At 36.0% G+C, this 25,282-nt stretch carries 18 protein-coding genes; 13 read left to right on the plus strand and 5 right to left on the minus strand.

Annotated features, from left to right (window positions below):
- The first annotated feature begins 67 nt into the window (after positions 1-67).
- The 5 genes from C8N46_RS08840 (at position 68) to C8N46_RS08860 (ending at position 4,217) form a co-directional block, all read left to right on the plus strand.
- Positions 68-1,606, plus strand: a complete 1,539-nt coding sequence (locus C8N46_RS08840) for a rhomboid family intramembrane serine protease (protein ID WP_108114513.1) — start codon at positions 68-70, stop codon at positions 1,604-1,606.
- Positions 1,607-1,745: 139 nt separating this feature from the next.
- Positions 1,746-2,159, plus strand: a complete 414-nt coding sequence (locus C8N46_RS08845) for an immunity 22 family protein (protein ID WP_108114514.1) — start codon at positions 1,746-1,748, stop codon at positions 2,157-2,159.
- 155 nt (positions 2,160-2,314) lie between these two features.
- Complete coding sequence (locus C8N46_RS08850; protein WP_146169775.1) at positions 2,315-2,734, plus strand: hypothetical protein; 420 nt, start codon at positions 2,315-2,317, stop codon at positions 2,732-2,734.
- Between the two features lie 70 nt (positions 2,735-2,804).
- Complete coding sequence (locus tag C8N46_RS08855) at positions 2,805-3,305, plus strand: hypothetical protein (RefSeq protein ID WP_108114516.1); 501 nt, start codon at positions 2,805-2,807, stop codon at positions 3,303-3,305.
- 84 nt (positions 3,306-3,389) lie between these two features.
- Entirely contained in the window at positions 3,390-4,217 is an 828-nt protein-coding gene (locus C8N46_RS08860; protein WP_108114607.1) for a tetratricopeptide repeat protein, read from the plus strand.
- A gap of 237 nt (positions 4,218-4,454) precedes the next feature.
- Here the strand turns inward: C8N46_RS08860 and C8N46_RS08865 are convergent, their stop codons facing one another.
- Positions 4,455-4,862: a tautomerase family protein gene (locus tag C8N46_RS08865; protein WP_108114517.1), complete on the minus strand. Its 408-nt coding sequence runs from the start codon at positions 4,860-4,862 to the stop codon at positions 4,455-4,457.
- Positions 4,863-5,111: 249 nt separating this feature from the next.
- Between C8N46_RS08865 and C8N46_RS08870 the strand changes: the two genes are divergently transcribed.
- The gene (locus C8N46_RS08870) at positions 5,112-6,266 is read left to right on the plus strand and encodes a vWA domain-containing protein (RefSeq protein WP_108114518.1); all 1,155 of its coding nucleotides are present in this window, start codon (positions 5,112-5,114) and stop codon (positions 6,264-6,266) included.
- Between the two features lie 143 nt (positions 6,267-6,409).
- Complete coding sequence (locus tag C8N46_RS08875) at positions 6,410-7,861, plus strand: sigma 54-interacting transcriptional regulator (protein WP_108114519.1); 1,452 nt, start codon at positions 6,410-6,412, stop codon at positions 7,859-7,861.
- Positions 7,862-7,990: 129 nt separating this feature from the next.
- Here the strand turns inward: C8N46_RS08875 and C8N46_RS08880 are convergent, their stop codons facing one another.
- Positions 7,991-9,274: a lipase family protein gene (locus tag C8N46_RS08880; protein ID WP_108114520.1), complete on the minus strand. Its 1,284-nt coding sequence runs from the start codon at positions 9,272-9,274 to the stop codon at positions 7,991-7,993.
- Between the two features lie 195 nt (positions 9,275-9,469).
- Between C8N46_RS08880 and C8N46_RS08885 the strand changes: the two genes are divergently transcribed.
- Positions 9,470-9,799, plus strand: a complete 330-nt coding sequence (locus C8N46_RS08885) for a T9SS type A sorting domain-containing protein (RefSeq protein ID WP_108114521.1) — start codon at positions 9,470-9,472, stop codon at positions 9,797-9,799.
- A gap of 86 nt (positions 9,800-9,885) precedes the next feature.
- Here the strand turns inward: C8N46_RS08885 and C8N46_RS08890 are convergent, their stop codons facing one another.
- Positions 9,886-10,431, minus strand: coding sequence for an acyl-CoA thioesterase (locus C8N46_RS08890; RefSeq protein ID WP_108114522.1), 546 nt, complete (start codon positions 10,429-10,431; stop codon positions 9,886-9,888).
- Between the two features lie 68 nt (positions 10,432-10,499).
- Complete coding sequence (locus C8N46_RS08895; RefSeq protein ID WP_108114523.1) at positions 10,500-12,164, minus strand: CotH kinase family protein; 1,665 nt, start codon at positions 12,162-12,164, stop codon at positions 10,500-10,502.
- 275 nt (positions 12,165-12,439) lie between these two features.
- Between C8N46_RS08895 and C8N46_RS08900 the strand changes: the two genes are divergently transcribed.
- The 3 genes from C8N46_RS08900 (at position 12,440) to C8N46_RS08910 (ending at position 16,332) form a co-directional block, all read left to right on the plus strand.
- A complete protein-coding gene (locus C8N46_RS08900; RefSeq protein WP_108114524.1) occupies positions 12,440-14,599 on the plus strand; it encodes a VIT and vWA domain-containing protein in 2,160 nt (719 codons plus the stop codon).
- A 1-nt stretch (position 14,600) separates the two neighbouring features.
- A complete protein-coding gene (locus C8N46_RS08905) occupies positions 14,601-15,611 on the plus strand; it encodes a hypothetical protein (protein ID WP_146169776.1) in 1,011 nt (336 codons plus the stop codon).
- 145 nt (positions 15,612-15,756) lie between these two features.
- Positions 15,757-16,332, plus strand: a complete 576-nt coding sequence (locus tag C8N46_RS08910; RefSeq protein ID WP_108114526.1) for a hypothetical protein — start codon at positions 15,757-15,759, stop codon at positions 16,330-16,332.
- Between the two features lie 478 nt (positions 16,333-16,810).
- Here C8N46_RS08910 and C8N46_RS08915 read toward each other — a convergent pair whose 3' ends face one another.
- The gene (locus C8N46_RS08915; RefSeq protein ID WP_317046690.1) at positions 16,811-17,779 is read right to left on the minus strand and encodes a formylglycine-generating enzyme family protein; all 969 of its coding nucleotides are present in this window, start codon (positions 17,777-17,779) and stop codon (positions 16,811-16,813) included.
- A gap of 245 nt (positions 17,780-18,024) precedes the next feature.
- Here C8N46_RS08915 and C8N46_RS08920 point away from each other — a divergent pair, with 245 nt between their 5' ends.
- Both C8N46_RS08920 and C8N46_RS08925 read left to right on the plus strand, forming a co-directional pair.
- Entirely contained in the window at positions 18,025-21,888 is a 3,864-nt protein-coding gene (locus C8N46_RS08920) for a hybrid sensor histidine kinase/response regulator transcription factor (protein ID WP_108114528.1), read from the plus strand.
- 216 nt (positions 21,889-22,104) lie between these two features.
- Complete coding sequence (locus C8N46_RS08925) at positions 22,105-25,278, plus strand: SusC/RagA family TonB-linked outer membrane protein (RefSeq protein WP_108114529.1); 3,174 nt, start codon at positions 22,105-22,107, stop codon at positions 25,276-25,278.
- The last annotated feature ends 4 nt before the right edge of the window (positions 25,279-25,282 follow it).

Genomic DNA, 25,282 nt, shown 5'->3' on the forward strand with positions numbered 1-25,282 from the left:
ATTTGGTATGTAAACAGGAATTCTTGTTATACGTACGTTAGCTTGCATTTAAAACCAACATTGCGATTTGAATAACATTAAGACAAAATTTCAAGAAGTTTATATTCCATTTTTAATAGTTTCGATAGGAACTATTCTTTTTTACAATATATTCCGTTGGACTTTAGATATCAAACTCGGAATTTTACCCTTAAAGGAAAACTTATTGAATTTTTGGATTCCTTTCGCTCTACCTTGGATTCCTATACTTATCTGGTTACGAATAAGAATTCGAATTTTAAACATTAAGGGTAAAAGAGACAACGGATATTTTGGTTATCAGTTTGCTATGGCAGCAGCAATGGCTGTTCCAATAATTATTAGTCAAAACTACATCGAAAAAAGTTCTTTTGACTTAAACGAAATATCTTCAATTTCAGAAGTAGGAGAACTAAAACAAGAAAAATACTTTAGAGTTACTTCCTTTGATGTTAACCAAAAATCAAGTCTTCCATATGTAACTGCAAGAACTTCTGGTCGAAATAATGATAATTTAAATTTTTACCTGTATCTGGCTTGTCCTTTTGATGGAGCAAACTCTATTTGGTATGGAGTTGAGTATAAAAAGAATTTAAGTAACAGAATTAGTGAGCAAAGGAAAAATTCAGAATACAGAACTTTTCTGAAAAAATCAGAAAAAGAGTTTGAAACATATAATTTTCAAGATGTTCAATATTTTGAGCGACTTGGTTATTCTGACGATAGAGATGGTTTCATAGAGGCTATTAAAGAAAGAAATACCGACTTGAACGAAAAAGAACAAATAATACTTGTTCCCAAAAAAGATGTTTTTGAAAATAGACTTGGTAATTCATTCCCTTGGATTTTTGGTTCTTTTGGGATTGGGGCTTTAGTTCTTTTAGCAATGGTATTAATTCCAAAAATTGACGAAAAGGAATTGAAAGATTTTAGGCAGAATAAACCTTTAAAAGAGGACGATTTAAAAGATGTATTAAGCTTATTGAATCCAATGGGAGAAAATAAAGCTACTGCAATATTATTACTTCTAAATATCACATTCTTTCTAATTATGGTTTTTGACGGATTAAACATTGTTTCGCCTACACCAAAAGAATTACTCGAAATTGGAGGAAATAGAAGATTTGAGGTAATGAATGGAGAATATTGGAGGTTATTTTCTTCTATGTTTATTCACGGTGGACTATTACATTTATTTATGAACTTAATTGGTCTTGGACTTGGAAGTAGCTTATTAGAAAATGTACTTGGTTCAGTAAAATTAATAATTATCTATATTATTTGCGGAATACTCGCAAGTTTAGCGAGTATTTATTGGCACGAAAACACAGTTAGTGTTGGAGCATCTGGAGCAATTTTTGGACTTTATGGACTGATTTTAGCTTTTACAGTGTTTAAAATTTATCCAAATTATATGAGAGGAATGACTTGGATGCTATTAGGACTTTACGCAGGAGTAAGTTTACTATTTGGATTTTTAGGTGGAATTGATAATGCAGCTCATTTTGGTGGACTGATAAGCGGATTTGTGATTGGAGGAATTTTAATATTGACGAATAAAAAACAACTGCAAAAAAACGCAAGCTAACAACGTATATAAAAAATAGCGGTTTAATCGCTTAATCGAAATAAAATGAATAAATTAGAGGTCATTGTTAAACCGAAAAATCAGTGTATAAACCCGCTACTTTTCATATACAAGACCGTTAGCAGACATTTAGAAATCGATGACTAAAAAAATAATTTGTGTTTGGATTGGAACTTTTAAATTAGAAGATAAACTCTACAAAAACTATCTAAATTTTGACTATGAAAACGAAGTTGAGCCTGAATCTGAATTCGGAAAAGATGCTGAATTGGAATATTTTGATGAGGATTTTATGGAAAGTTGGTGGTTTAACAAACTTGAATTGGATAAACTGACTGAATATAAGGAAGATCTGCTCGACTCTGAATATTTTTTCGATGAACTTATTACGGAATTAAAAAATAAGGATTTAACAAATCGGAATTCGATTTTATTCTTATTTGGAGAAAATGGAGAATACCCAACAAATGAAATGCTATTTGAATACAATGGAATGAAAAAAAATAATAAACCAATTGAATTCGTATTCCGAAAAGAATATGAACCGAAATAAAAAAACGATTTACCAACAATAGCTATAAGCAATAGCTCAGGTTTGGGTTTGAAAATCGAAAGTTGGAGTTTATTTGCTAAATTTGTTGAATAAAACGAAAAAAAAAGCTGGTTTGCGCGCTACTCCTTATAGCCAGACCGTTGGTAAACATTAAAATGAAGAATTTATTACTTATCTCGTTCCTACTTATGACCTCTTGTTTTCCTTCAATGCAAACAGGACCTAATCCACACTCGATTGAGTTTGAAGAATCTAAATTTCAGTCAATCATTTCATATTTTGAATCTAATTCAGAAACCAAAGGATTTGAGATTGAAAATGCTCCTGACGAGATTCCTGAATCTGTATTGGATAACATGAAAGATATTGGAATCTTAGAATATAGAAATTTAGGGGATTTCAAAGTGTTCTTCTGTGGATATGGAGTTGTTGGAAAGGGGTGGGGATTTGTTCATGGAGAATTCTCGCAGGAAGAAGTAAATCAACCAACCTTAATAAATGGAAACAATAACCAACTAGACCTTACTTATTTGGAACATTTAGAAGGAAAATGGTTCAGGTTCGGAGCGGGATAATTAAAAACGATTTGCCAACAAAACCTAAAATGCATTAAAACGTAGTTTAGCCAGACCGTTAGCTGTAATTATGACCGAACAAAATTGCTTAAATACTGTCAAACAAATTGAGGACTACATTTCTAGATATAGAAATGACAGCGATGGTTCATGGGAATATCAACATACGCCTTATTTGGAAAAGTCTTTGACCAAATTAAGCAAATTGGAGGCCAAAAAGTTAAGGATTGACATAGGGAATTGGAGTGAGTTTCATTTATACGAAATAGCTGATCCAATTCTATTTTGTAAAAATGACGAGCTAGATGACGAGCTATATATTAAGATTTTTGGTGAAATTAAAAATGTGGAGTATCTCGATTATCTAGTCGGGAATGTAATTCATTATATCAAACCACCATACTACTCCTTTGAGAAAATAAATAATTGGGAAACTGAATTGATTCAAAAACTAATCATTAATGTTTCAAAATTAATCGAAGTCAAAGAAGAAGGATTGAAAAACTCATTAATCGAGGTAATTGAATTCTTAACTGATTCTCTAAAGAAACGAAAGATAAAAAACAGCTAGCACTGTATATGAAATCATAGCCGCCTATCGGCAGGCTACGCTTCATATACCAACCGTTATGTGCAAGCTGAAAAAAACAATCGAATGAAAAATAAAATAGTAGGACTTTTAATGACATTAGGACTTTTATCCTCTTGTAAAAATGAAGCAAAAATTGAAAACAAATCCGAATCAGATAATAATATGAAAATAGAATTTACAGACAGTAACGGAAATAAAATATCAAAAGAAGAATTAGAAAATTCTACTGGAACTTTCAATTACGAAATTTACGGAATCGAAGGAGTTTCTGATTTAGCAAAATCCTTACACAATCAAGCAAGACAGTTTGGACAAACTGGCGATTACAAAAATGCGATTGAAAAATTAACTCAAGCAAACAAAGAAGCACCTAATTGGCCATATCCACTTTATGATTTAGCATATACTTATCTACTTCAAGATGATTATGAAAATGCTTTGAAATACTATCAACTAACGGACAAAATTGCACCAAAAGGGTTTTACACTTCAAAAACAGCGTTACATACTTTGGAGAGAGAAAAAACAGGAGATTTACAAAAAGGACTTTATAAATCTTATCTTTATATTGAATGGATTGACAATCAAACCGACAAATCAGAAATGATTAAATTACTTGTTGAAAAATTCCCTTCTTTTGCACCAGCTTGGAAAGAATATTCAAGTTTATTAGATGGTCAGGAAAGACTAAAAGCAATAGAAAAAGGACTTGAACAAAATCCTGATATGGAAACTAAAGGAATGTTATTAATCAATAAAGCATTAGCATTAAATGAAAATGGTGAACTTGAAAATGCTACGAAGATTTTGACTAGTGTAATTTTCGACACTAACTCAACTTATGGAAATATTGAGATGGCGAAATTTGCATTAAATAACATATCGCAATAATAAAGCCTATACTTACGAAAGTCCTCGCGGACTTTCTATCTTGCTAACTTTATTACTTAAACACGCAACGAAATCATACACGAACACGTTATGGGCAAGCAACTCAATCTTGCTTTGTAATATCCAATAAAATTTTAAAGCTTAAAAATCAACAAATTATAACATATCTGAAAAAAATGAAAGAGCCATTTCAGAAAATTTTAAAGCATATAAAATAAATATAGCGGTAAAATTTACTTATGATTCTTCTTCTTTTGGTAGCTCTCCCGACAAATATTGGGTTTCTCCAAAACCAAAGCTCCAATCGACGTCAGTATTGGTCATAATTGAAACTAGTAAATCTTTAGGTTCTAAGTTACAATTCGCTTGTAAATTTTGAGATAGTAACTTGTAGAACTTATTTTTGTTAATCGTCGCTCTAGGACTTGTAAAGACCTGAATAACTATGGCTTTTTCACTACGCTCAAAATCCAAACCAGTATCAAGTAAAATCATTCTTCCAGGTTTATGCTCAGTTACTATTTGATATCGATCTCTTACTGGAACTTTAAAAGCCTCTACAGAACAATCTTGAACAGTATCCATTATATTTTTAATTTCCTTTTCTGATCTTCCTTCTGTAAGGTCTATTCTAATTAGCGGCATTTTTATAAATTTTAAATGCTAATTTAAAATAAAACTTTGAATAAAAAATTATTTTAGTAAACAACAAACAACAAACAACAAACAACAAACAACAAACAACAAACAACAAACAACAAACAACAAACAACAAACAACAAACAACAAACAACAAACAACCATTTCCCAAATCTTTTCCGTATTTTTATAGAAAAAAGAAACGCTGGTAAACTCTTCATCATTTTACTGGCAAGAAAGCGAAAGGAAAACCGAATGACTACTATGAATTTTAACTATGGGAAAGGCTTTACGTTTAGTAAACACATTCCCGAAGAAATCTCTCATTTTGAGCGTGTGTTTGATATTTTTAAAGACATTCTCACACATACCTCAGGCGATATTGACGAAGCGTTCGATTGGCTTGAAACGCTTGATAAAGAATACGACATTTTTAACGAAGACTATACGCTGCAAGATTTTGAAAATGACTTAAAAAAACGCGGCTACATCAAAGAAGAAATCGACCCGAATCAACAAGGAAATCAAGCTGACGGACAAGGAAAAGGGAAGAAGCTCCTAACAGCCAAACTAGAAGCAGCCTTGCGCTCGTACGCGTTGGATCAGATTTTTGGGAAGTTGAAAAAAAGCGGTTTGGGAAATCACAAAACGTCCAAACAAGGTGTGGGCGATGAAAAAGTAGGCGATCATAGAGCGTTTCAGTTTGGAGACGATTTGAATATGATCAACATGACGGAAAGCATCAAAAATGCACAAGTAAACAACGGAATTGGCGATTTACACATCACAGAAAACGACCTCATCGTTGAAGAAACCAAACACAAATCGCAAATGAGTACGGTGTTAATGATTGACATCAGTCATTCCATGATTCTGTACGGAGAAGATCGCATTACACCAGCCAAAAAAGTCGCGATGGCGTTGGTGGAACTAATTCACAGAAAATACCCAAAAGATTCGATTGACGTCATTGTGTTCGGAAACGAAGCATGGCCGATTAAAATCAAAGATTTACCGTATTTAAACGTCGGACCGTATCATACAAATACTGTTGCAGGATTGGAACTGGCGATGGACATTCTCCGCCGTAAGCGAAATACCAACAAACAAATCTTTATGATTACCGACGGAAAACCAAGCTGTTTAACCTTGCCCAATGGCGAATTTTACAAAAACAGTTTCGGCTTGGACGAACGCATCGTATCGAAGTGCTTAACCAAAGCCGCACAAGCGCGAAAACTCAAAATTCCCATCACCACGTTTATGATTGCGCAAGATCCGTATTTGCGGCGTTTTGTAGAGATTTTTACCGAACAAAACAAAGGAAAAGCATTCCTCACAGGACTGTCAGGTTTGGGACAAATGATTTTTGAAGATTACGAAAAAAATAGAAAACGGAGAATACGGTAGTTGTTTTACAGAGATTGTTGTGTAGTTTAAAATGTAGTTTCAAACTTTTCTCGACTGCGCTCCTTTAGACAAACAGTAGCAAATAAAAAAGTAGAAGATTCTGAATCAAGTTCAGAATGACGTTTTAAAAGAATAAAAAAAGCATGCAAAAAGAAATCACATTCAAAGAATTAAAAGAATCCGGTTACAAAGACAAAACCATCAGCGAGGAAATTCAAGCGAATCTCATTGCGCGAATCAAAGCCAATGAACCTATTTTTGAAGGTTTGTTGGGCTATGAAGACACGGTCATTCCACAATTGAAAAAAGCTTTGTTGGCAGGACATCACATCAATTTATTAGGATTGCGCGGACAAGCCAAAACACGCATTGCGCGCAGTATGGTGGATTTGTTAGACGAATACATGCCCGTCGTAAAAGGTTCTGAAATCAACGATAGCCCGTTTCATCCTATTTCAAAATATGCGAAGGATGTATTAGCAGAACACGGGGATGAAACACCGATTTCGTGGGTGCATCGTTCAGAACGTTTTTACGAAAAATTAGCAACGCCAGACGTAAATGTCTCAGATTTGATTGGTGATATTGATCCGATAAAGGCAGCAACGTTGAAGTTACCCTATTCGGACGAACGCGTGTTGCATTACGGCATGATTCCGCGTGCGAATCGTTCGATATTTGTGATTAATGAATTGCCCGATTTACAAGCGCGCATTCAAGTGTCGTTATTCAATATTTTACAAGAAGGCGATGTGCAAATTCGTGGTTTTCAGCTCAGAATGCCGTTGGATATTCAGTTTGTATTTACGGCAAATCCTGAAGATTACACGAATCGTGGAAGCATAGTTACGCCGTTAAAAGACAGAATCGGCTCGCAAATATTTACACATTATCCAAAGTCCATTGCGTTGGCGCGAAAAATTACGGAACAAGAAGCAAAGGTTGCTGCGGAAGATAAATCAGCGATTAAAATTCCAAATTTGGCGAAAGATTTATTAGAAGAAGTAGCGTTTGCAGCGCGAAATAGCGAATATGTAGATGCTAAAAGTGGTGTAAGTGCACGTTTAACGATTAGTGCGATGGAAAATTTGATGGCAGCCGCAAAATTACGTTTGATAGAAACAGGAGCAGCGCAAACCACCATTCGTTTAGTGGATTTCGTTTCGATTATTCCTTCCATCACGGGAAAAATTGAATTGGTATATGAAGGTGAACAAGAAGGCGCAGATGAAGTGGCAAAAATCTTGATTGACAACGCAGTTATGACACAGTTTGAAGACATCTTTCCACGCGTACCCAAACTCGAAAAAGAAGGCGTAAAAACCACGTATACGGACGTTGTGAATTGGTTTGAAGATAATTTTATCGAGCTAAACTACACAGATACCGATGAAGAATTTTACGCAAGTATCAATGCGGTAACACCTTTAAACGAAATCATTAAAGAATACGCGGCGGATTATAGCGATGAAGACAAAATTTTCTGTAAAGAACTAATTTTGTGGGCGTTGACCATCAACAATAAGTTAGATCGCTCTGAGAACAGTTCGGCGTTTACCATTGATTCTGCGGGATTTGGGAAGCATTTTTTCTAGATAAAAGCACATTTCAACTCATATAAAAAATGTTTCCGCAAAATCAGCTGATTTGTTGGAAACATTTTTCTTAACAATAAATAATAAATGAATAAATAAACTGATTGGCAAATCACCATTCAAAAAGAATTAGTGATTTTCTTGCGCAAGCTGCATGGCAGCTTCATCAATTTTTTGTAAATCAATTTTTGCAATCGATTTTACCGCTTGTTCGTACGGTTCTGGCGTGATTTCTGTCGTAGGTTTATTGTTTTCTAAAATCGTTTTATAAGCGTTCATAAATTCTTCAATATTCAGCAACTTGTAATATTCAGTTACATGCTGCGTTCCTGCCTGAGCGGCAAATCGAACCAAATTGCGCAAGTATACCGCATATTTTCCCAACGCAAGTGGCAATACCAATCGGATGTATTTTAATTTTTTGGAAATTTTGTCGTCAATATCGTGATTAAACTTGCCTTGTAAGGTTTTTGAGGGTGAAATTTGCTTGTAACGATTCACGGGAATGCCTGCTATATTTTTGGAAGACAAGGCATTTAACGCTGCAACGGTAGCTAAGGTTCCTGTTAAAACTTCTGCAGGATTGGCGTCATTTGGTTGTTTGATATATTGGTCATAAATAGTTGGGATTTTTGCCAAATTGCCCTTTTCCCACGCATGTGGCACAATATCTAAGGCATTAAGCTGACTCAAGTAGTATATATTTTTTGCTTTGATTTGTTTTTCATAATACGAAGCAAATCCTTCATCGCCAGGCGTTGGTCCTGCCGTTGGAAATGCACCAATAGTTGTTTTATTTGCGGTATCCCATTCACTTTTGGTATCAACTAAATACATAGCAAGTGTAGGAGAGAGCGCTCCACCCAAACTGTGTCCAGCCACCGCAATTTGTAGCTTTTCAGAACTAGTTTGAGTATTTAAAAAATTCTTCAAAGCAGTGAGTAACGAATCGGTTGCTTTGTCGGTCATGTTTAGTAAAATATTGAGTCCAGTATGCGTTCCCGTAGAAATATTTCCGGAACTCGGAACGCCTGTAATTAATTCCCAAGAAACACTTTTATGTACCGAAAAATCTTCTGCCAACCAACCGTACGGTGAATTGATATTGGTGCCTGCAATAGCAATCACAATGGTATTTTCAGTTTCGTTATAATACATTCCCATCGTATTATCTGCGTGAACCGACTGAGAAGTTGCGTTGTTTGCGTACACAATTGGTCCCCAAATGGCTTTCCAATTCCCGATAATAGTAGTAGTTTCTGTAAGAACGTCATGTGCGACTTTGGTGACGTAATTTTGCATTTCAATCATGCCACTTTTACAATCGGTTTGAGACCAAGACAATCCAGAGGCAGAATTAACGGAAAACGATAAGCTATAGATTTGCTGGAGGAGTTGTGGAGTTATATTCATTGTGTTTTTTCATTGTGAGAATTAATACGATACTTACAAATTAACAGCTAAAAAAAAAGAACAAATAGAAGATTTTCACGCGAATATAGAACCACGTAGTTTTACTGATATATTAAATTTTAGAGAATGAATGTTAAAAAAAGGTCATATTTCTAAATAATTATTACATTTGTGAATACACCAAATCTATAACGAGTGAAGCGAACATTACTTTTCCTTATTTTACTAGTTTCTTTCAGTACGGCAACTGTTGCCCAAAGTACTGCGACTTCTGAGTTTGCTTCAACTACGGAAACGGTTTTTACCATTTCACCTAATCCTGGTGTGAACGAATTAAACATTCGACTTTCTCAAAAAACAGATGCTGACGTAGAGGTGTATAATTTGTTGGGAAGAAAAATCTACACAGGAAAATTAACCAATATTCACAACGCAATTGACATTTCTTCATGGAAATCAGGTATTTATTTAGTGAAAGTCATCACTGATAAAAAATCGATTACCAAGCGTTTTGTAAAGAAGTAATTTCTATTAGTTTATAGGTTTATGAGTTTAGAAGTTTATTAGTATATAAACCCAACACCCAACACCCAAAACCAAACACCAAACACCTAAAACCCAACTTTCACTTTATATTTTTCCAAATCAGCTAAGTAGTCGCTTGGAACAAAATCTTCTCTGTCAAATTCTTCTTTGCGTTTGCGTTTCGTTTCAATACGTTTTACAGCTTTTAAAAAGCGTTTTATCGCAGTAGTGTCTTCCAGTAATAAGCCGTCTACTTCCACACCATTACCTTCATCATCGCGTGCCACCATCGTAAAATAGGAAGAATTACAATGTTTTACGACACCAGTTTGAATATTTTCCGCTTCAACGCGAATACCCACAACCATGGAAGTACGTCCTACGTAATTGATAGAAGCTTTCATCGTAACCAATTCGCCCACTTCAATCGGATTTAGGAAATCAACCGTATCTACCGAAGCAGTGACGCAATACGCTCTTGAATGTTTAGAAGCGCACGCAAAAGCAATTTGATCTAACAATGAAAGAATATAACCTCCGTGAATTTTTCCGTTAAAGTTAGAATAGGAGGGCAACATCAATTCTGAAATTGCCACGCGCGATTCGGACGCAGATTTATAATGTATACTCATAGTGCTTTTTTTAGAAGACACTATAAAAATACAGCTTCTTTCATTAAAATCGTAGTATGTGGTAGTGATTATTGCACTTTCAACGCTTTTACCGCATTATCCATAAACTCTAAACGCTCTTTAATTTTGTTGCGAATGTCTTCGGGAGAGAATCGTTTTTTCTGAAAATCAGGATCTATAGACCAACGTAGGCTGTCTTTTTTATAAATTTCGCCAGAGCGTAAAATTCGAATCAATTCTTCGGTTCTTCCCAAAATGTTTTCATCAGATAAAACGGCCTTTTTGCCATTTGTTCCGTTTCTCCATTCAAAATAACGGTCTTTAAACATATTGACATTTTGAGCGGTTTTCATATATTCTTCCATCAATAAAAAACGGTTGAATCCAAGTTTATTTCTGTATTTTGGATTTCCATACATGAGTTCGCTGTCAGGACTATAAATACTAGTACCAACCCAAGAAGAACATGGCGTTTCAGCTCTGCAATATTGCGCGCCTACAGGCGAATAAATATAACACCACGGATTGTTGCCATAACACACATAATACGGTGTTCCAAATGCCCAAATAAAATCCCAAATTACAGGTTCTAGCTTGCTTTCTTGGTTCAAGAAATAAAACACATTTTTTCCATTGTAATAACTATCAGGATTGGCAAAAACATCGGTCATGATAAAATAGTCAATCTCCGCTTCTTCAGCGACGTTTGCTTCCCAGTTTCCTCCTTTTTTTACTTTAATTTCATACGCATTAATCGTTTCTTGAATATGCGCTTTTTGTTTGTCGGTAGCATCTTCACTATCAGGATATTCGTACTGAAACGTTCTTCCTGAAATGGTTGTAAAATCAGGTGAATTGTCAACTTCTTTTACGATAAATCCGCCATCACTCTTTTTAGGCGTATTTACATGATTTTTTCCTCGTTCAATTTTTTCACCATAGGTGTACAATCCCCAATATTCTCCATTTAAAAATACTTGTACATGTTTACTTTGTGCGCCGTAATGCCCCATTTCCGCATAACTGTCATACGCTACTTTATTACATAATTGCGAGGTATCTACCCAATTGGCAATCATTACCCATTTATGACTGTCAGGCATGCCCATAATTGACAGTGGATTGTCTTTTCCAAAATTTAATGAAAAACTCTTTTTAGGAAATGCCATACTTCCTTGACCGCGCGCATGGATGGTTCCAGAAGCTGATTGATGTTCTCCAGACAAGCTATACCAACCATTCGGCATCGGAACGTCATAAAACTTAAAATCGGCTTCTAGGCGAGTCCTGTCTTCAGGAAAATCACCATTTTTTACAGTAATCACCACATACGGAATAGGCGAAGTGGCGTCATATATATAATCTACATCGCGTGTAATTGTTTTGCTGGTTCCATCGCCCAAAAGCGTTACATTGAGGTCCACATCTTGGTTGGAAAACGTTTTAAATTTGACTAGTTTTTTTATATCAACAGCAAATTCTTTGGCAAGTTGCAGCGTATCATTGGTGTAAAGCGTTTTTCCTTCGTCACTAATGGTATAGGTATATTTTGAAAACGCATCTGTGTCTTCCAAAGAAACCGTCAGTAAGGCATTTTCATCATCAATCACCGTAAGTGAATCTTCTGTAGTACTATACGTTGTTTTAAAAAGGACGATTGGTTCTTTGTCTTTTTTACAGGAAGTTTGCAATCCAATACTAGCGATTAAAAAATAAAAAAGGAGACGTTTCATGGTGTATCAATTAAAGTTGGTTTGTTTTCTTTCAATTAAATATAGTTGAAAAACACATGAAAACAGTTAAAATGAATGGCAATGTGTTGTAAATCAGGTGAAAATACGTGGAAAAGGGGAAGTGTGATGTCTTTTTTTCACTTTCATGAGAAATAATAGGTTGCAGTACGAATTCTAGATAGCTCACAACGAATACTAAAACAACTTAAATTTTACAGCAGTTTCAAAGGATATTTGGTACCACAAACACACAAAAACTATCAAAATCCAATATCATGAAACACTTTTGTATCTTCTTACTATTGCTAATTTCCATTAGTAGCTTCGCACAAAAAACCGAAAGTCCGTACCTAGAAATCCTTACGCCAAATGCAGTAATTCCATTAAAATCTACCAAAGCGAACGTGAAAATTTCAGGAAACATCGCACATGTACATATTGCGCAAACTTATCAAAACACAGGAAACACGCCAATTGAAGCAAAATACCTATTTCCATTATCCACACAAGCTGCGGTACACAAAATGCAAATGACGATAGGCAATCGTACCATCAATGCACAAATCTTTGAAAAACAAGAAGCACAACGCGTGTATGACAAAGCGCTTAAAGCAGGAAAAAGAGCCGCAAAACTCGATCAACAGCGTCCAAACGTATTTCAAATGAACGTGGGAAACATCTTGAAAAATGACCTCGTAACAATAGATATTTATTACACTGAAATGCTAGTGCCATTGGCTGGAAGCTACGAATTTGTCTTTCCAGGTGTGGTCGGACCGCGTTATACAGGCGAAAATACTTCGGGAGAAACAAACTTCAATCAACCATATACAAAAAAAGGCATTGCAGATACATTTGACTACGATATCAATGTCCAAATCAATTCGGGAATTCCAATTGCAGATGTTTCTTCCAACACGCACGACATCAACGTACACTATCCAATAACACGAAAAGCAGAAATTTCGTTGACAAGCAAAAATCAAAATCCTTCCAATCGCGATTTCATTTTACGCTACAGCATGCGTGGTCGTGAAATTCAATCAGGATTATTACTATATGAAGAAAACGATGAACAATTCTTCGCCTACATGATGGAGCCGCCAAAAGCGTCTGTAAACATGCAAACTACCGCAAAAGAATACCTATTTGTAGTAGACGTTTCGGGTTCCATGAACGGATATCCGATGGAAGTTTCAAAAAAATTATTGCGCAATCTATTGGTAAATCTCCCAGAAACTGATCATTACAACATTCTATTCTTTGCAGGCGGTTCTAGCACATTGTCCAATACACCGTTGCCATGTACTCCAGAAAACATCCAAAAAGGCGTCAACTTTTTAAGCAATATTCGTGGTGGAGGTGGCACAAATTTGTTAAACGCACTCAAAAAAGCGTATGCGTTGCCGCGAATGGACGAAACTAGCGCACGCTCCATGATAGTGATTACAGACGGTTACGTGAGTGTAGAGCGTGAAGCTTTTGAAATGATTGAAACAAACTTGGGACAAGCCAATGTATTTACGTTTGGAATTGGTGCGGGCGTGAATAGATATTTGATAGAAGGCATGGCAAAGGTCAGCAATAGCGAGTCGTTCATTGCGACCGAAAAGAACGAAGCGGATGCTGTCGCAGAAAAATTTAGAAACTATATCAAATCGCCTTTATTGACGCAAATTCGCATCAAAGCAGACGGTTTCAACGCGTATGACGTAACGCCAAGTAGCATTCCGGATGTGTTTGCATCGCGACCGATTTTGGTTTTTGGAAAATACAAAGGAGACGCCAAAGGAAGGCTGACCATTACGGGACACACAGGAAATGGTGTTTTTCAAAAAGAATTCAACATTTCGGATGGTGTTTTGAGTAAAGACAACGAAGCTTTAAAATACTTGTGGGCGCGCAAAAAAATAGAACGCTTGGACGATTATAAAAGACGTTTTAGAGACAACACCAAACAAGAAGTCATCAAGTTGGGATTGCAGTATAATTTGGTGACGCAATACACGTCGTTTGTAGCAGTTGATCATGAAGTTGTCAACAAAAACGGAAAGCAAATCACAGTAAAGCAACCGTTGCCAATGCCGAAAAACGTGAACAATAGTGCCGTTGGTGCAGCAGCTTCAGTAAAAGGGAAAACTTTTATAAAACGAAAAAAGCGTGTTGCCATCGCGAAAGCAGATACTAAAAATCTTAATGAAAAAGCAACCGTTTGGTTTCGTGAAAACTATACAAAAATTATCAAAAAGTATTTAAAAACCTATGACGGAATTCGCGTAGAAATAGCAAAAGACGGCACGATTGTAAAAGTAGAAATCCTCATCAACGGTAGTTGGATTTTGAATGAAGTATTGTTAGAGCGCATCAACTTGTTAGACGTCAACGAAGCGTATCATTTTGGACAAAAAGTAACTATTACATTAAAAAACGCATAAGATGAAGAAGCTATGTTTTATAGTGTGTTTTTGTGGTGCAGTTCTCGCTTTCGCGGGAACTGACACGACTTTACAAAACAGGAAAAAAGGACAACCGTTGGTGTTTATCGCAGGTTTTGACGAAGGCGATAATCGTTATTATACGAATGCGAAAAACTACTTTATCAATCAGCATTTTCAAGTGGTAGAAGCGGCGCAAAGTTTGGCTGAAATCTTAGTGTGGTTGCGGTTGCATTACGATGCGAATGTATATGGAGATATTCATATTGTAAGTCACAGCAATCCGTGGCGCGGCTTGTCGCTGAAAGTAACGAGTGAAAGTGACCGAATCACCAAAGCAACTTTAGAAGATGCTTTACAGCAGAACGAAATTGTGCCATTGGACAAAAAATTCTTGCGAAAAGATACAAAAATCGTCTTTCATTCCTGTGGTTTGGGAGCCAATAGAGCGCTATTGCAATGTTTGAAAAAAGCATTTACAAACGATAGAAACATTCCGTTATACGCTTCTGAATTTTTCAATGTTTTTGGAGGAAAGTATGCTGCGCATTATTTGGCAAAAACCTATTACGGATACTATCCAACGGCTCATTCGCCAGGTCCGAGAGCGTTGGCAATGGAATTTCAAGCGAAGTATCCAAATGTGAAGGTAGCTTGGGAAACGGTGTTGAAAACCAGAACCGAACAATTGCCTGGCGATTTGTATACCTATCGTTTCAATATTCCTGTGGAGTGGGAATTTGAGTTTGAAGACAGCGCAGACATTCCCAATTTTCGCAATACACAAGAAATCATCGATTGGATTTCAGAAGATGAAAATTTGCTCAGTACCATTCAAGCATTCAATATTCCGATAGAAAAATTTAGATGGTTGACCAAAGTGCGTGGCAACACGTTATGCATCAAAGGGAAAACGACGGTTTTATGTGTCATGCAACCGATTATGAAACAGGATGCCCAACATGAATATTCGCCTGTTATTGTAAACGGAATCAGCTACACGAAAGTGTGAAAAACATTGAAAAACACAAACAATTTTACTATTACCAAACGAATTCTAGATAGTTCCTAACGAATACTAAAGCTACCCAAATTATGAGCGTGTTTCGTTGGATATTTGAAGTATAAATCAAGTATAACAATTAAAACAAACAATTATGAAACGTACAACATTCACCGTATTAGGATTAGCAGCAATTACATTTTTAGCTTGCAACACAAAAACGAAAGAAAACAATGTAGAAGTCGTAAAAGAGCTTCAAAACACAGAAAAGGTAGCAGTACAAACAACAACACAATTTGAGGAAAAAGCGATGGAAGATTGCATTGCATACGCGAAGATTCAAGATGAAATCAAATTGATGGAAGCGGCAGAAGCGCAACGCAAAGCAGACAGTATTGCCAAAGCAGAATTGGAATTGAAAGAAGCCTTAGCAAAAGCGGAAGCAGCAAGAAAGAAAAGAGAATCTTCTCCAGCATACATTGCCCAAAAAGCAAAAGAAGCGGAATTATGGTTTAAAGCCAACTACGAAAGTGTCGTAAAAGCATACAACGCAAACTTTGAAGGATTGCAAGTAAAATTGACCACAGAAGGAACCATTTATGAAGTATTGGTTTATGAAAATGGCGAGTGGAAACAAGATCAAAACTTATTGGAACAATTAGAAAAAGTAGAAGTTACCAACGAATTCGCACCAGGAAAAGCCGTAGCCATCACTGTAAAAAACGCGTAATATGAGTTGGAAATTCCACCAAAAAGAGCGTGACAAAAACACCTTATCTAAACAAACGGATGAGGTGTTTTTTTATTCACTTCGCTCAATTTAAAAATTCAATGCTTCGACAAGCTCAGCATTCTAGATAAACGAATTCACAAAAAACGAATAACGAAATTTAAAATGTAAAACCGTAAAATGTAAAAGTATCTTTAAACGACAATCGACAATACGAAGTTTATATGTTTATAAGTTGAGGAGTTTAAATTTTGAAATAACAGATAGCGTAAACAAGTTAATCAGCAATCAGCAATCAGCAACCAGCAACCAGCAACCAGCAACCAGCAACCAGCAGGTGGTTAAAATTTTCATACCTGATTTTCAGTTATTTGCAAAATAAGGAGTCCGAAAAAGTGTCGATTTTTATACTTTTCGGTACTCTGAAACGGTACTCTTATGAAGCTTTTTATGAGCACTGTATTAAAAAAATGTTTGCCTATTTAGTTAGAAGCATAGCTGGCGTTGCAACCGTTCTAAAACCTAAATGGTCAGAGCCAGAATCTTTACTAGTAGACATGCGTGCAGAAATACGGAAACTGGCACAATACGAATCATGACACAAATACGAACCACCTTTCATAATCATTTCTACTTGATACGGATTTTGCGGATTGTAATATTTCTCAGCACCTTTTGGATTTATAACAGGTTTTGTAGTGTCTAAACTTTTATAATAATTCATATTATATACATCGGAAGTCCATTCCCACACATTTCCTAGCATATCATACACTCCAATGCTATTTGGTTCGAATGAACCTACAGGCGCTATATAGGTAAAGCCATCTAATGATAAGTTTTTAGTCGGAAATGTACCTTGCCAAGTATTCGCTTTTTGATTAAGTAATGCATTGTCATTTCCCCAAGTAAATATGGCATCTGTTTGCGTTCCTTGTGCTGCCGCTTCCCATTCGGCTTCGGTTGGTAAGCGTCTGTTTGCCCATTTGCAATAGGCTAATGCGTCTTCATACGCTACGTGTACCACAGGATAGTTATCTTTTCCTTCAATAGAACTTCCTTTGCCTTCGGGTTGCTTCCAATTGGCACCCACTTTCCATGTCCACCATTGTGCATAGTTGTTCATATTGGCGACAGCATTTACCTCTTTATTAAAAATTAAGCTTCCAGGTTGTAGGATAGAATCGTGTGGTTTTGGGGTGCCTTCGGGCAATTCTTTCTTCATCACTTCCCAATCAATAGGTCGTTCAGCAACGGTTATATAACCAGTTTCATCTACAAATTTTTTGAACTCTTTATTCGTTACTTCGTGAATATCTATAAAAAAACCGTCTACCGTTACGCTATGTGCAGGCTTTTCTCTTGGCATAGCAAAAGGATCCGCATCTTTTGCTCCTTGCGTAAAAGTTTTTCCAGCAACCCAAACCATTCCTTCTGGCGCCTCCATATTGGTAGGTTTTTCTTTAAGAATAGAATTACTTTTATCAGCATTAGTGTTGGAATTAGTTTTTTCTTTGCAACTAACACAAACTATACATAAAAAGAAAGCGATGGTTTGTAGGCTATATTTCATATTCTTGAAAATATTGAAGGGATATTTAAAAAACAATTATATTTAGCACCAAATATACATATTCAACTCATAAATTGAAGTTTTCTTATAACATATTCCTATACATCTGTGTACTTTTTGTGTGGAAATCATTCGCGCAAAACGAAATTACCTTTGCACAATTGGCAGGCGAAGATGAATATTCGCAAAGTATAGTATACGATATTAAACAAGATAGTATAGGGAATATTTGGATCGCTTCTGAAGAAGGCATCGCCAAACACAACAGTAAAACATTCAAATTTTACAATACATATAACGGATTGCCAACGTCGCTGAACAATAGAATTACAGAAATCTTTATCGACTCACAACAGCGAATTTGGGCAGGCTCTGAAAAAGGAATTTGTGTTTATGATGCCAATCAAGATGTATTCAGTTTGATAGACAATCAAAAAAGCATCAATCCTTCTTTGGTAGAAGCTTTTTGTGAAGATTCCAACAAAACCGTTTGGATTGGAGGGTTTAATGGATTGTGGAAATACACGCCCAACAATAGCAACAGACAACTTGAACATGCATTAGAAGGTCATGCAATTCAAGCATTATTAGCATTAAATGAGGTTATCTTCATCGGAACAAGTAAAGGATTATTTTCTTTTGATAAAAAACTTGGAACTGCCACTAAAATTAAACTTAGCGACAACAATCAAGATATCAGCAGCATTGTTTTGTTGAAAGATCAGTTAATGGTCGGAACAAAAACGGGAACAATCTTTACAGTACATACAAAATCCTTCAATGTTGATTCGGTACAACTTTCCAAAAGCTTCAAAGGTCCGATTAATGATTTTATTCTCGATGACAAAGAAAACATATACATTGCAACAGATGGAAATGGTTTGTACTATGTAAATCAAAACTTTTCTATTCTAAATCATTACACAGAAGACGCTGATAATCCTACCTCAATTTCTAGCAATGGAATTTACGACTTGGAATTTGGTAAACACGGTATTTTATGGATTGCTTCGTACGGTGGCGGCGTAAATTACTTTAACTCAAAACAACTTCCGTTTCAAAACATTACACACGAGTTAAATAAAAAGAATAGCTTATTAGTCAATTTTACACGCGCCATAGCAAAAGATGCCAATGGAAAATTGTGGTTTGGAACTAAAAAAGGAACCAGTATTTATGACCAACAAAGCAAAACTTGGACACATATTGAAAAACTCTCTAAAAATAAAGAAGGCGTAAAAGATATTGTATTGGCGATAGAAGCAGATGGCGACTATATGTGGGTTGGCACCTACAATAATGGACTCTACAAAGTACACAGCAACACACTGGAAAGCGAGCGTTTTTCTAAAATTGAAACCAATCCTGCCTTATTAAAAAAAGTATATACAATTTATAAAGACGCCAATAACAATATTTGGATTGGTGGAATTGGTGGATACTTGGCAGTGCTTCGTAATAATGAACAAATTGACAATTATCCCATTAACAATGTAAAGTCAATTACGACAGATAAAGAAGGCAATATTGTTGTTGCGGGTAGAAATGGTGTATATGTCATTAATGATGCTTTAAAAGAATTTAAACTAATAGAAGCATTAAAACCGAATGAAAAAACCTTAGCATTTGCCACGGTCAATGCAGTACAATTTGCGGAAGATAACAAGTACATCGTAGCGACTAATGGAGAAGGCATATTATTTTACAATCCAAAAAATGATCAAATTCAAAAACTTACGGTAAGTTCAGGCATGCCTTCTGATATTGTACAAGGTATTCTAGTAATGAATGATAGTACATTTTGGGCAAGTACGACCAAAGGTTTGACGCAAATTAACATCTCTGAAAAAGATACCATCATCAATACTTTTGATAAAAAAGATGGTTTGGCAAGTACTGAGTTTAACTATGGAAGTTTTGCAAAACTTACTGAAAACCTGTTCGCTTTTGGAGGCGTAGATGGCGTTGTACTGTTTAATCCAGCAAAAATAAAAGGAGAAAACTATCGTCCCACAGTGGTTTTGGACGAATTCAAACTGTTTAACAAAGCGGTAGTGCCAGGTTCAGCAATTCTTGAAAAGCATATCAATGTTACGGATAAAATCACGTTAAAAAGTCATGAGAACTCAATAGAAATTGGCTTTACAGGAATTTCACATGGAATGTCGTCCAAACTCAAATATTCATGGAAGTTGGAAGGTTTTGACGAAGAATGGTCTACGCCAAGTGCTACAGATTTTGCAACTTACACCAATTTGAATGCTGGAAATTATACCTTTCGCGTAAAAGCTTCTGGAAAATATGGTGATTTTGGTCAAGAACGCACCTTACAAATTCACATTCGTACGGCTTGGTGGGCAAGCAATTTGGCGATTCTGCTCTACATTATGTTAGGAATTGCCATTGCATACACCATTTATCATTACATCTCCATACTCGTAAAAAAGCGCAATGCCGACCAGCAAATCAACTTCTTAAATAATATTACACACGAAATTAAAACACCGTTAACGATTTTAATTTCTTCGTTGGATAATGTTACGGATGAATCTACCACGCAAGAAGCCTCTAAAAATCAAATAAAGACTACCGTAAAACGCATCAATTCGTTGTTTGAGCAAATGCTGAATTTCCACAAAGTCACTTCGCAAGAGTCACTGTTACAAGACATTCAAAAAATTGAACTCCGCAAACACATTACACAAATTATCAATGATTTTAAACCATTATTAACGGAACGCAATCTTGAAATTACGGTTGATACAGAAAAATTAGTACATGATAATTTCTTTTTTGATACAGATGCTTTCGAAAAAATAGTCCTCAATCTATTGTCCAATGCCATTAAATATTCACACGATAATGGTCAAATTAAAATAGTACTTGCGCATACTAACAATCAACACTTAAAAATAGACGTTATTGACAACGGAATTGGAATTCCGAAAGATCAACAAAAATATATACTCAATCGATATTATCGTGCGCGAAATGTCATCAACAGTCAACGTCCAGGAACAGGATTGGGACTCATTATGATTAAAAATTTGGTAGAAAAAACAAAAGGAACTATTTCTTTTGTGAGTGAAGAAAATAAGGGAACAACATTTACCGTGACGTTGCCAGATTATGTAAAAGAATTTCACAACCATAAAGCAAGTACAGAAGATGCAGTTGAAGACATACCAAATACGCTAGAAATACAGGAAGAACTAGAAGAATTTAGCGATAGCAAAATCCTCATCGTAGAAGATAATGACGAACTCCGAAAGCTTTTGGTAAATACGCTAGGCATGTATTTTCAAGTGTTTGAAGCTAGTAATGGAAAAGCGGGACTAGAAACGGCGCATCAACTATTTCCAGATATCATATTGACAGATTTGATCATGCCTGAAATGGACGGAATGCAAATGGCACAACAACTCAAAAAAGACATCAATCTCAATCATATTCCTGTGTTTATGATGACAGTTTTGCAGAATTCTACTCAAAAACTGGAAAGTTTGGAAAGCGGTATTTCAGAATACATTGAAAAGCCCATCAATATGAAAATATTGTTTGCCAAAATGATCAATACACTCAAATTTCAGAAAAAGCTGCATAAAAAATACGTGCATGAAAGCGATGTAGAAAATGCTACCGTATTCAGAAACAAAAGTGATCAAGAATTTCTAACGAAGCTAGAGCAAACTATTATTGAAAATATAAACAATGACTCTTTTTCTGTTCACGATCTTTCGGCAAGTTTTGGGATGAGTAGAACATCACTCTACATGAAACTCAAAAACTTAGTCGATTTGTCGCCGCAGGATTTCATCATTCACACCAAACTCAAATACGCAAAAGAATTACTCATCAAAGGTGATAAAACGATTAAAGAAGTGGCATACAGTTCTGGATTTTCCAATCCGAAATACTTTAGTACCTCGTTCAAAAAATTCTACAAAATGACACCAAGTGGTTTCTTGGAGAGTTTAAAATAAACTTACAAAAACAGCTAAAAAGTTAGTTCTTCGGTGGCAAAACCATTCCAAAATCATCAAAAAACAGACTTCATAATTCAGAAATATATAAGATTCACCCTTGTTTATTGCTGATATTTAAAGGGTTTGACAATAAATAGACCTTTTGTGATGTATTTTAAAACCCTCTCATTACATTAAAATAGTAGTTTAGCACAAAACAAACGAATCAAAATTATGAAACACCTAAAGTTTGTCTGCTTTTTAGTTTCCCTTTTTACGATAACGTTATCGGCGCAAACTGAAATCACAGGTAAAGTTGTTGATGAAACAGGATTTCCACTTCCTGGAGCTTCTATAGTAGTCAAAGAAACTTCTAAAGTAGCGATTGCAGATATTGACGGTAACTACACAATTGCCATCCAAAAAAGTCCTGCAACATTGCTATTCAGTTATATCGGCTTTAAAACAAAAGAAGTCTTAGTTACGAATCAAAAAACCGTAAATGTAACGCTTGAAAAAGACGAACAAGCGCTGGAGCAAGTGATTATTATTGGGTATGGAGAAGTCAACAAAAAAGACGCAACAGGAGCTGTTTCAACACTAAAACCGCAAGAAGACATTGTTGCACAATCGCAAACGGTTGAACAATTAATTCAAGGTAGAGCCGCAGGTGTTCAAGTAAGTTCTAATGGTTTTGAACCTGGCGCGCCAATCAGTATAAAAATACGTGGTTTAAACAGTCTTACAGGAAATACCGAACCTCTATATGTTATTGACGGAATTATTGTCGATTCTGCCACAGAAGACACCGCCGATCCACTATCGGGAGGAAATAGTTACTTGGCACCACAAGGAGGAATTACGGGAATCAATCCGAGAGATATTGAAGACATTCAAATCTTAAAAGATGCTTCTGCAACGGCAATTTATGGCTCCAGAGGAGCTAATGGAGTAGTATTAATCACTACAAAAAGAGGAAAAGCTGGTAAAACGGAATTTACCTATAACGTGAGCACGCGAGTAGGAACCATTACCAACAATATCGATGTATTGAATACGGCAGAATATGTACAATATCAAAATGATATTCGTGCCAATCAAGGATTCAATCCGCGATACTACACGTATGCTGATGGAAGTATAGCTACCTTCCAAAACAGTGAACAATTTATGATTGACAATGCGGCAACGATTGCGCGCTTACAAGGTGTCGATTGGAGTGATGATATATACAAAGCTTCTACGGTAATAAATCATCGAATTTCTGCAGCAGGTGGAGGCGAAAACAATACCTATTACATTTCTGGAGGTTTTTTAAATAATGAAGGAATAGTGCCGCGAACATTTGTGAGACGAGCAGATTTTAATGCAAACCTTACCTATCAATTATCCGAAAAACTAAAACTCTCTACCAAAGTAGCCGCTGCTTTTGCAAAAAACTCAGCGTCTAAAGGAACGGACAATTTAGGAGGAACAAATAACAATATCATTCGTCAAATTATTTCAGCAGCACCAATTTTAGAATTTGAAGATAATTTTGAAGGATTTCAGTTCGATCAAAACATTGACGGACCAAGAGCTTGGATTAGCGATTATGACGACCTTTCAAAAGAATTACGATTGCTCGGTTCCTTGCGATTGGATTATAAAATTTCAGATGCTTTCACCTATCGAACAACGGTTGGAGTAGATTATCGCAATAAAAAACGCCAAATTTGGTACGGAACAGCATTGTTCAGAGGGAATCAAAGCAATGGAGAAGCTGGAATCAGTACATTAGATCGCTTTCGATACAATATTGATAATACCTTATTATTTAAACACAAATTCAATAAAAACCATCGAATTAATGGAACCTTAGGTTTTATTATTGATCAACGAATTTCAACGAACACAACCAACTCTGCAACCAATTTTCCATTACAAGATTTACGCGCAGACGGAATCTCTTCAGGACAAAATCAGCAACCTGTTTTCTACAATGAAAATCCAGAATCGTTGTTGTCGTACTTAGGAAGAATCAACTACACGTATAAAAATAGATACATCTTTACAGGAACCTTCAGAGCGGACGGAAGCTCAAAATTTACCGATGGCAACAAGTGGGGCTACTTTCCAGCATTTGCTTTTGCGTGGAAAATCAACAAAGAAAAATTCTTGCGAAAATCCAAATTTATCTCAGAAGCGAAATTGCGCTTGGGTTGGGGAATGACAGGAAATCAAGCCATTCCAAACTTTAGTACCTTAACGCGATTCAACCTAACGCAAACACCATACTCAGACGCTTCAGGCGGATCATTAACGTCAATCGTACCACAAAACCTTAAAAACACAGGGTTAAGTTGGGAAACCACCAGTCAATACAACGCTGGTTTGGACTTTGGCTTTATGGAAGATCGTATCGTAGGTTCGGTGGATGTCTATTACAAAAATATTTATGACTTGCTCTTAAATGTATCCTTGCCAGGTTCAGTCGGATTTGAAAACTACATCGCTAATCAAGGTGACTTAATCAACAAAGGAATCGAATTTAGCATCAATGCGGATGTGATTAAAAATGATGATTTCCGTTGGAATGTATATGGAAACATCTCCATCAATCGCAACGAAGTAGGCGATATCGGATTTGCACCGTCTACCTTTGGAACACAAACATACAGTGCCTATTTAGGAAGGCAAATTTCAGGAGGAAACTTCTTCAAAACAGAAGCTAATATCTTCATTGAAGGAGAAGCACCAGCACTATTCTACGGATATGCAACAAACGGAATTATCTCAACAGATGAAGAACTAGCCAATGCTGGAAGTTTTAACGGAATTGCACCACAACTCGGCGATGTAAACTTAGTTGACCAAAACGGCGATGGCATTATTGATGCAAACGATTTAACAATTATTGGAGATCCAAATCCAGATTTCACTTATGGTTTCGGGACGAGTATTGAATACAAAAACTTTTCGTTAACAGCCTTATTCAACGGTGTGTATGGAAATGATATTGCCAACGGAAATCTCCTCAGAAGCGGCTATGCCGACAATCTATTTACCAACGTTCGCACGGAAGCATATTACAATGCTTGGAGTGTAGACAATCCTAACGGAAGTTACCCAAGAGTGGGCTATGACCTCGTAGACGACACCGCATTTACCGACCGAATTGTAGAAGATGGAAGCTTTTTACGTTTAGCAAATGTGGCTTTGGGCTACAATGTGCCAATCAAAAAAGACGCATTCATCAAAAACGCGTACATCTCAGTATCAGGTCAAAACTTACTGCTATTCACAAAATATAGTGGATTCGATCCAGAAGTAAACAGTTTCTCATACGATCCAACGCGCGTTGGGATTGATTGGAATTCTTTTCCAAACCAACGTTCGTATGCATTATCGGTAAACCTAACTTTCTAAACAA

The sequence above is a fragment of the Kordia periserrulae genome (assembly GCF_003054265.1).
GTDB classification, from domain to species: Bacteria; Bacteroidota; Bacteroidia; order Flavobacteriales; family Flavobacteriaceae; genus Kordia; species Kordia periserrulae.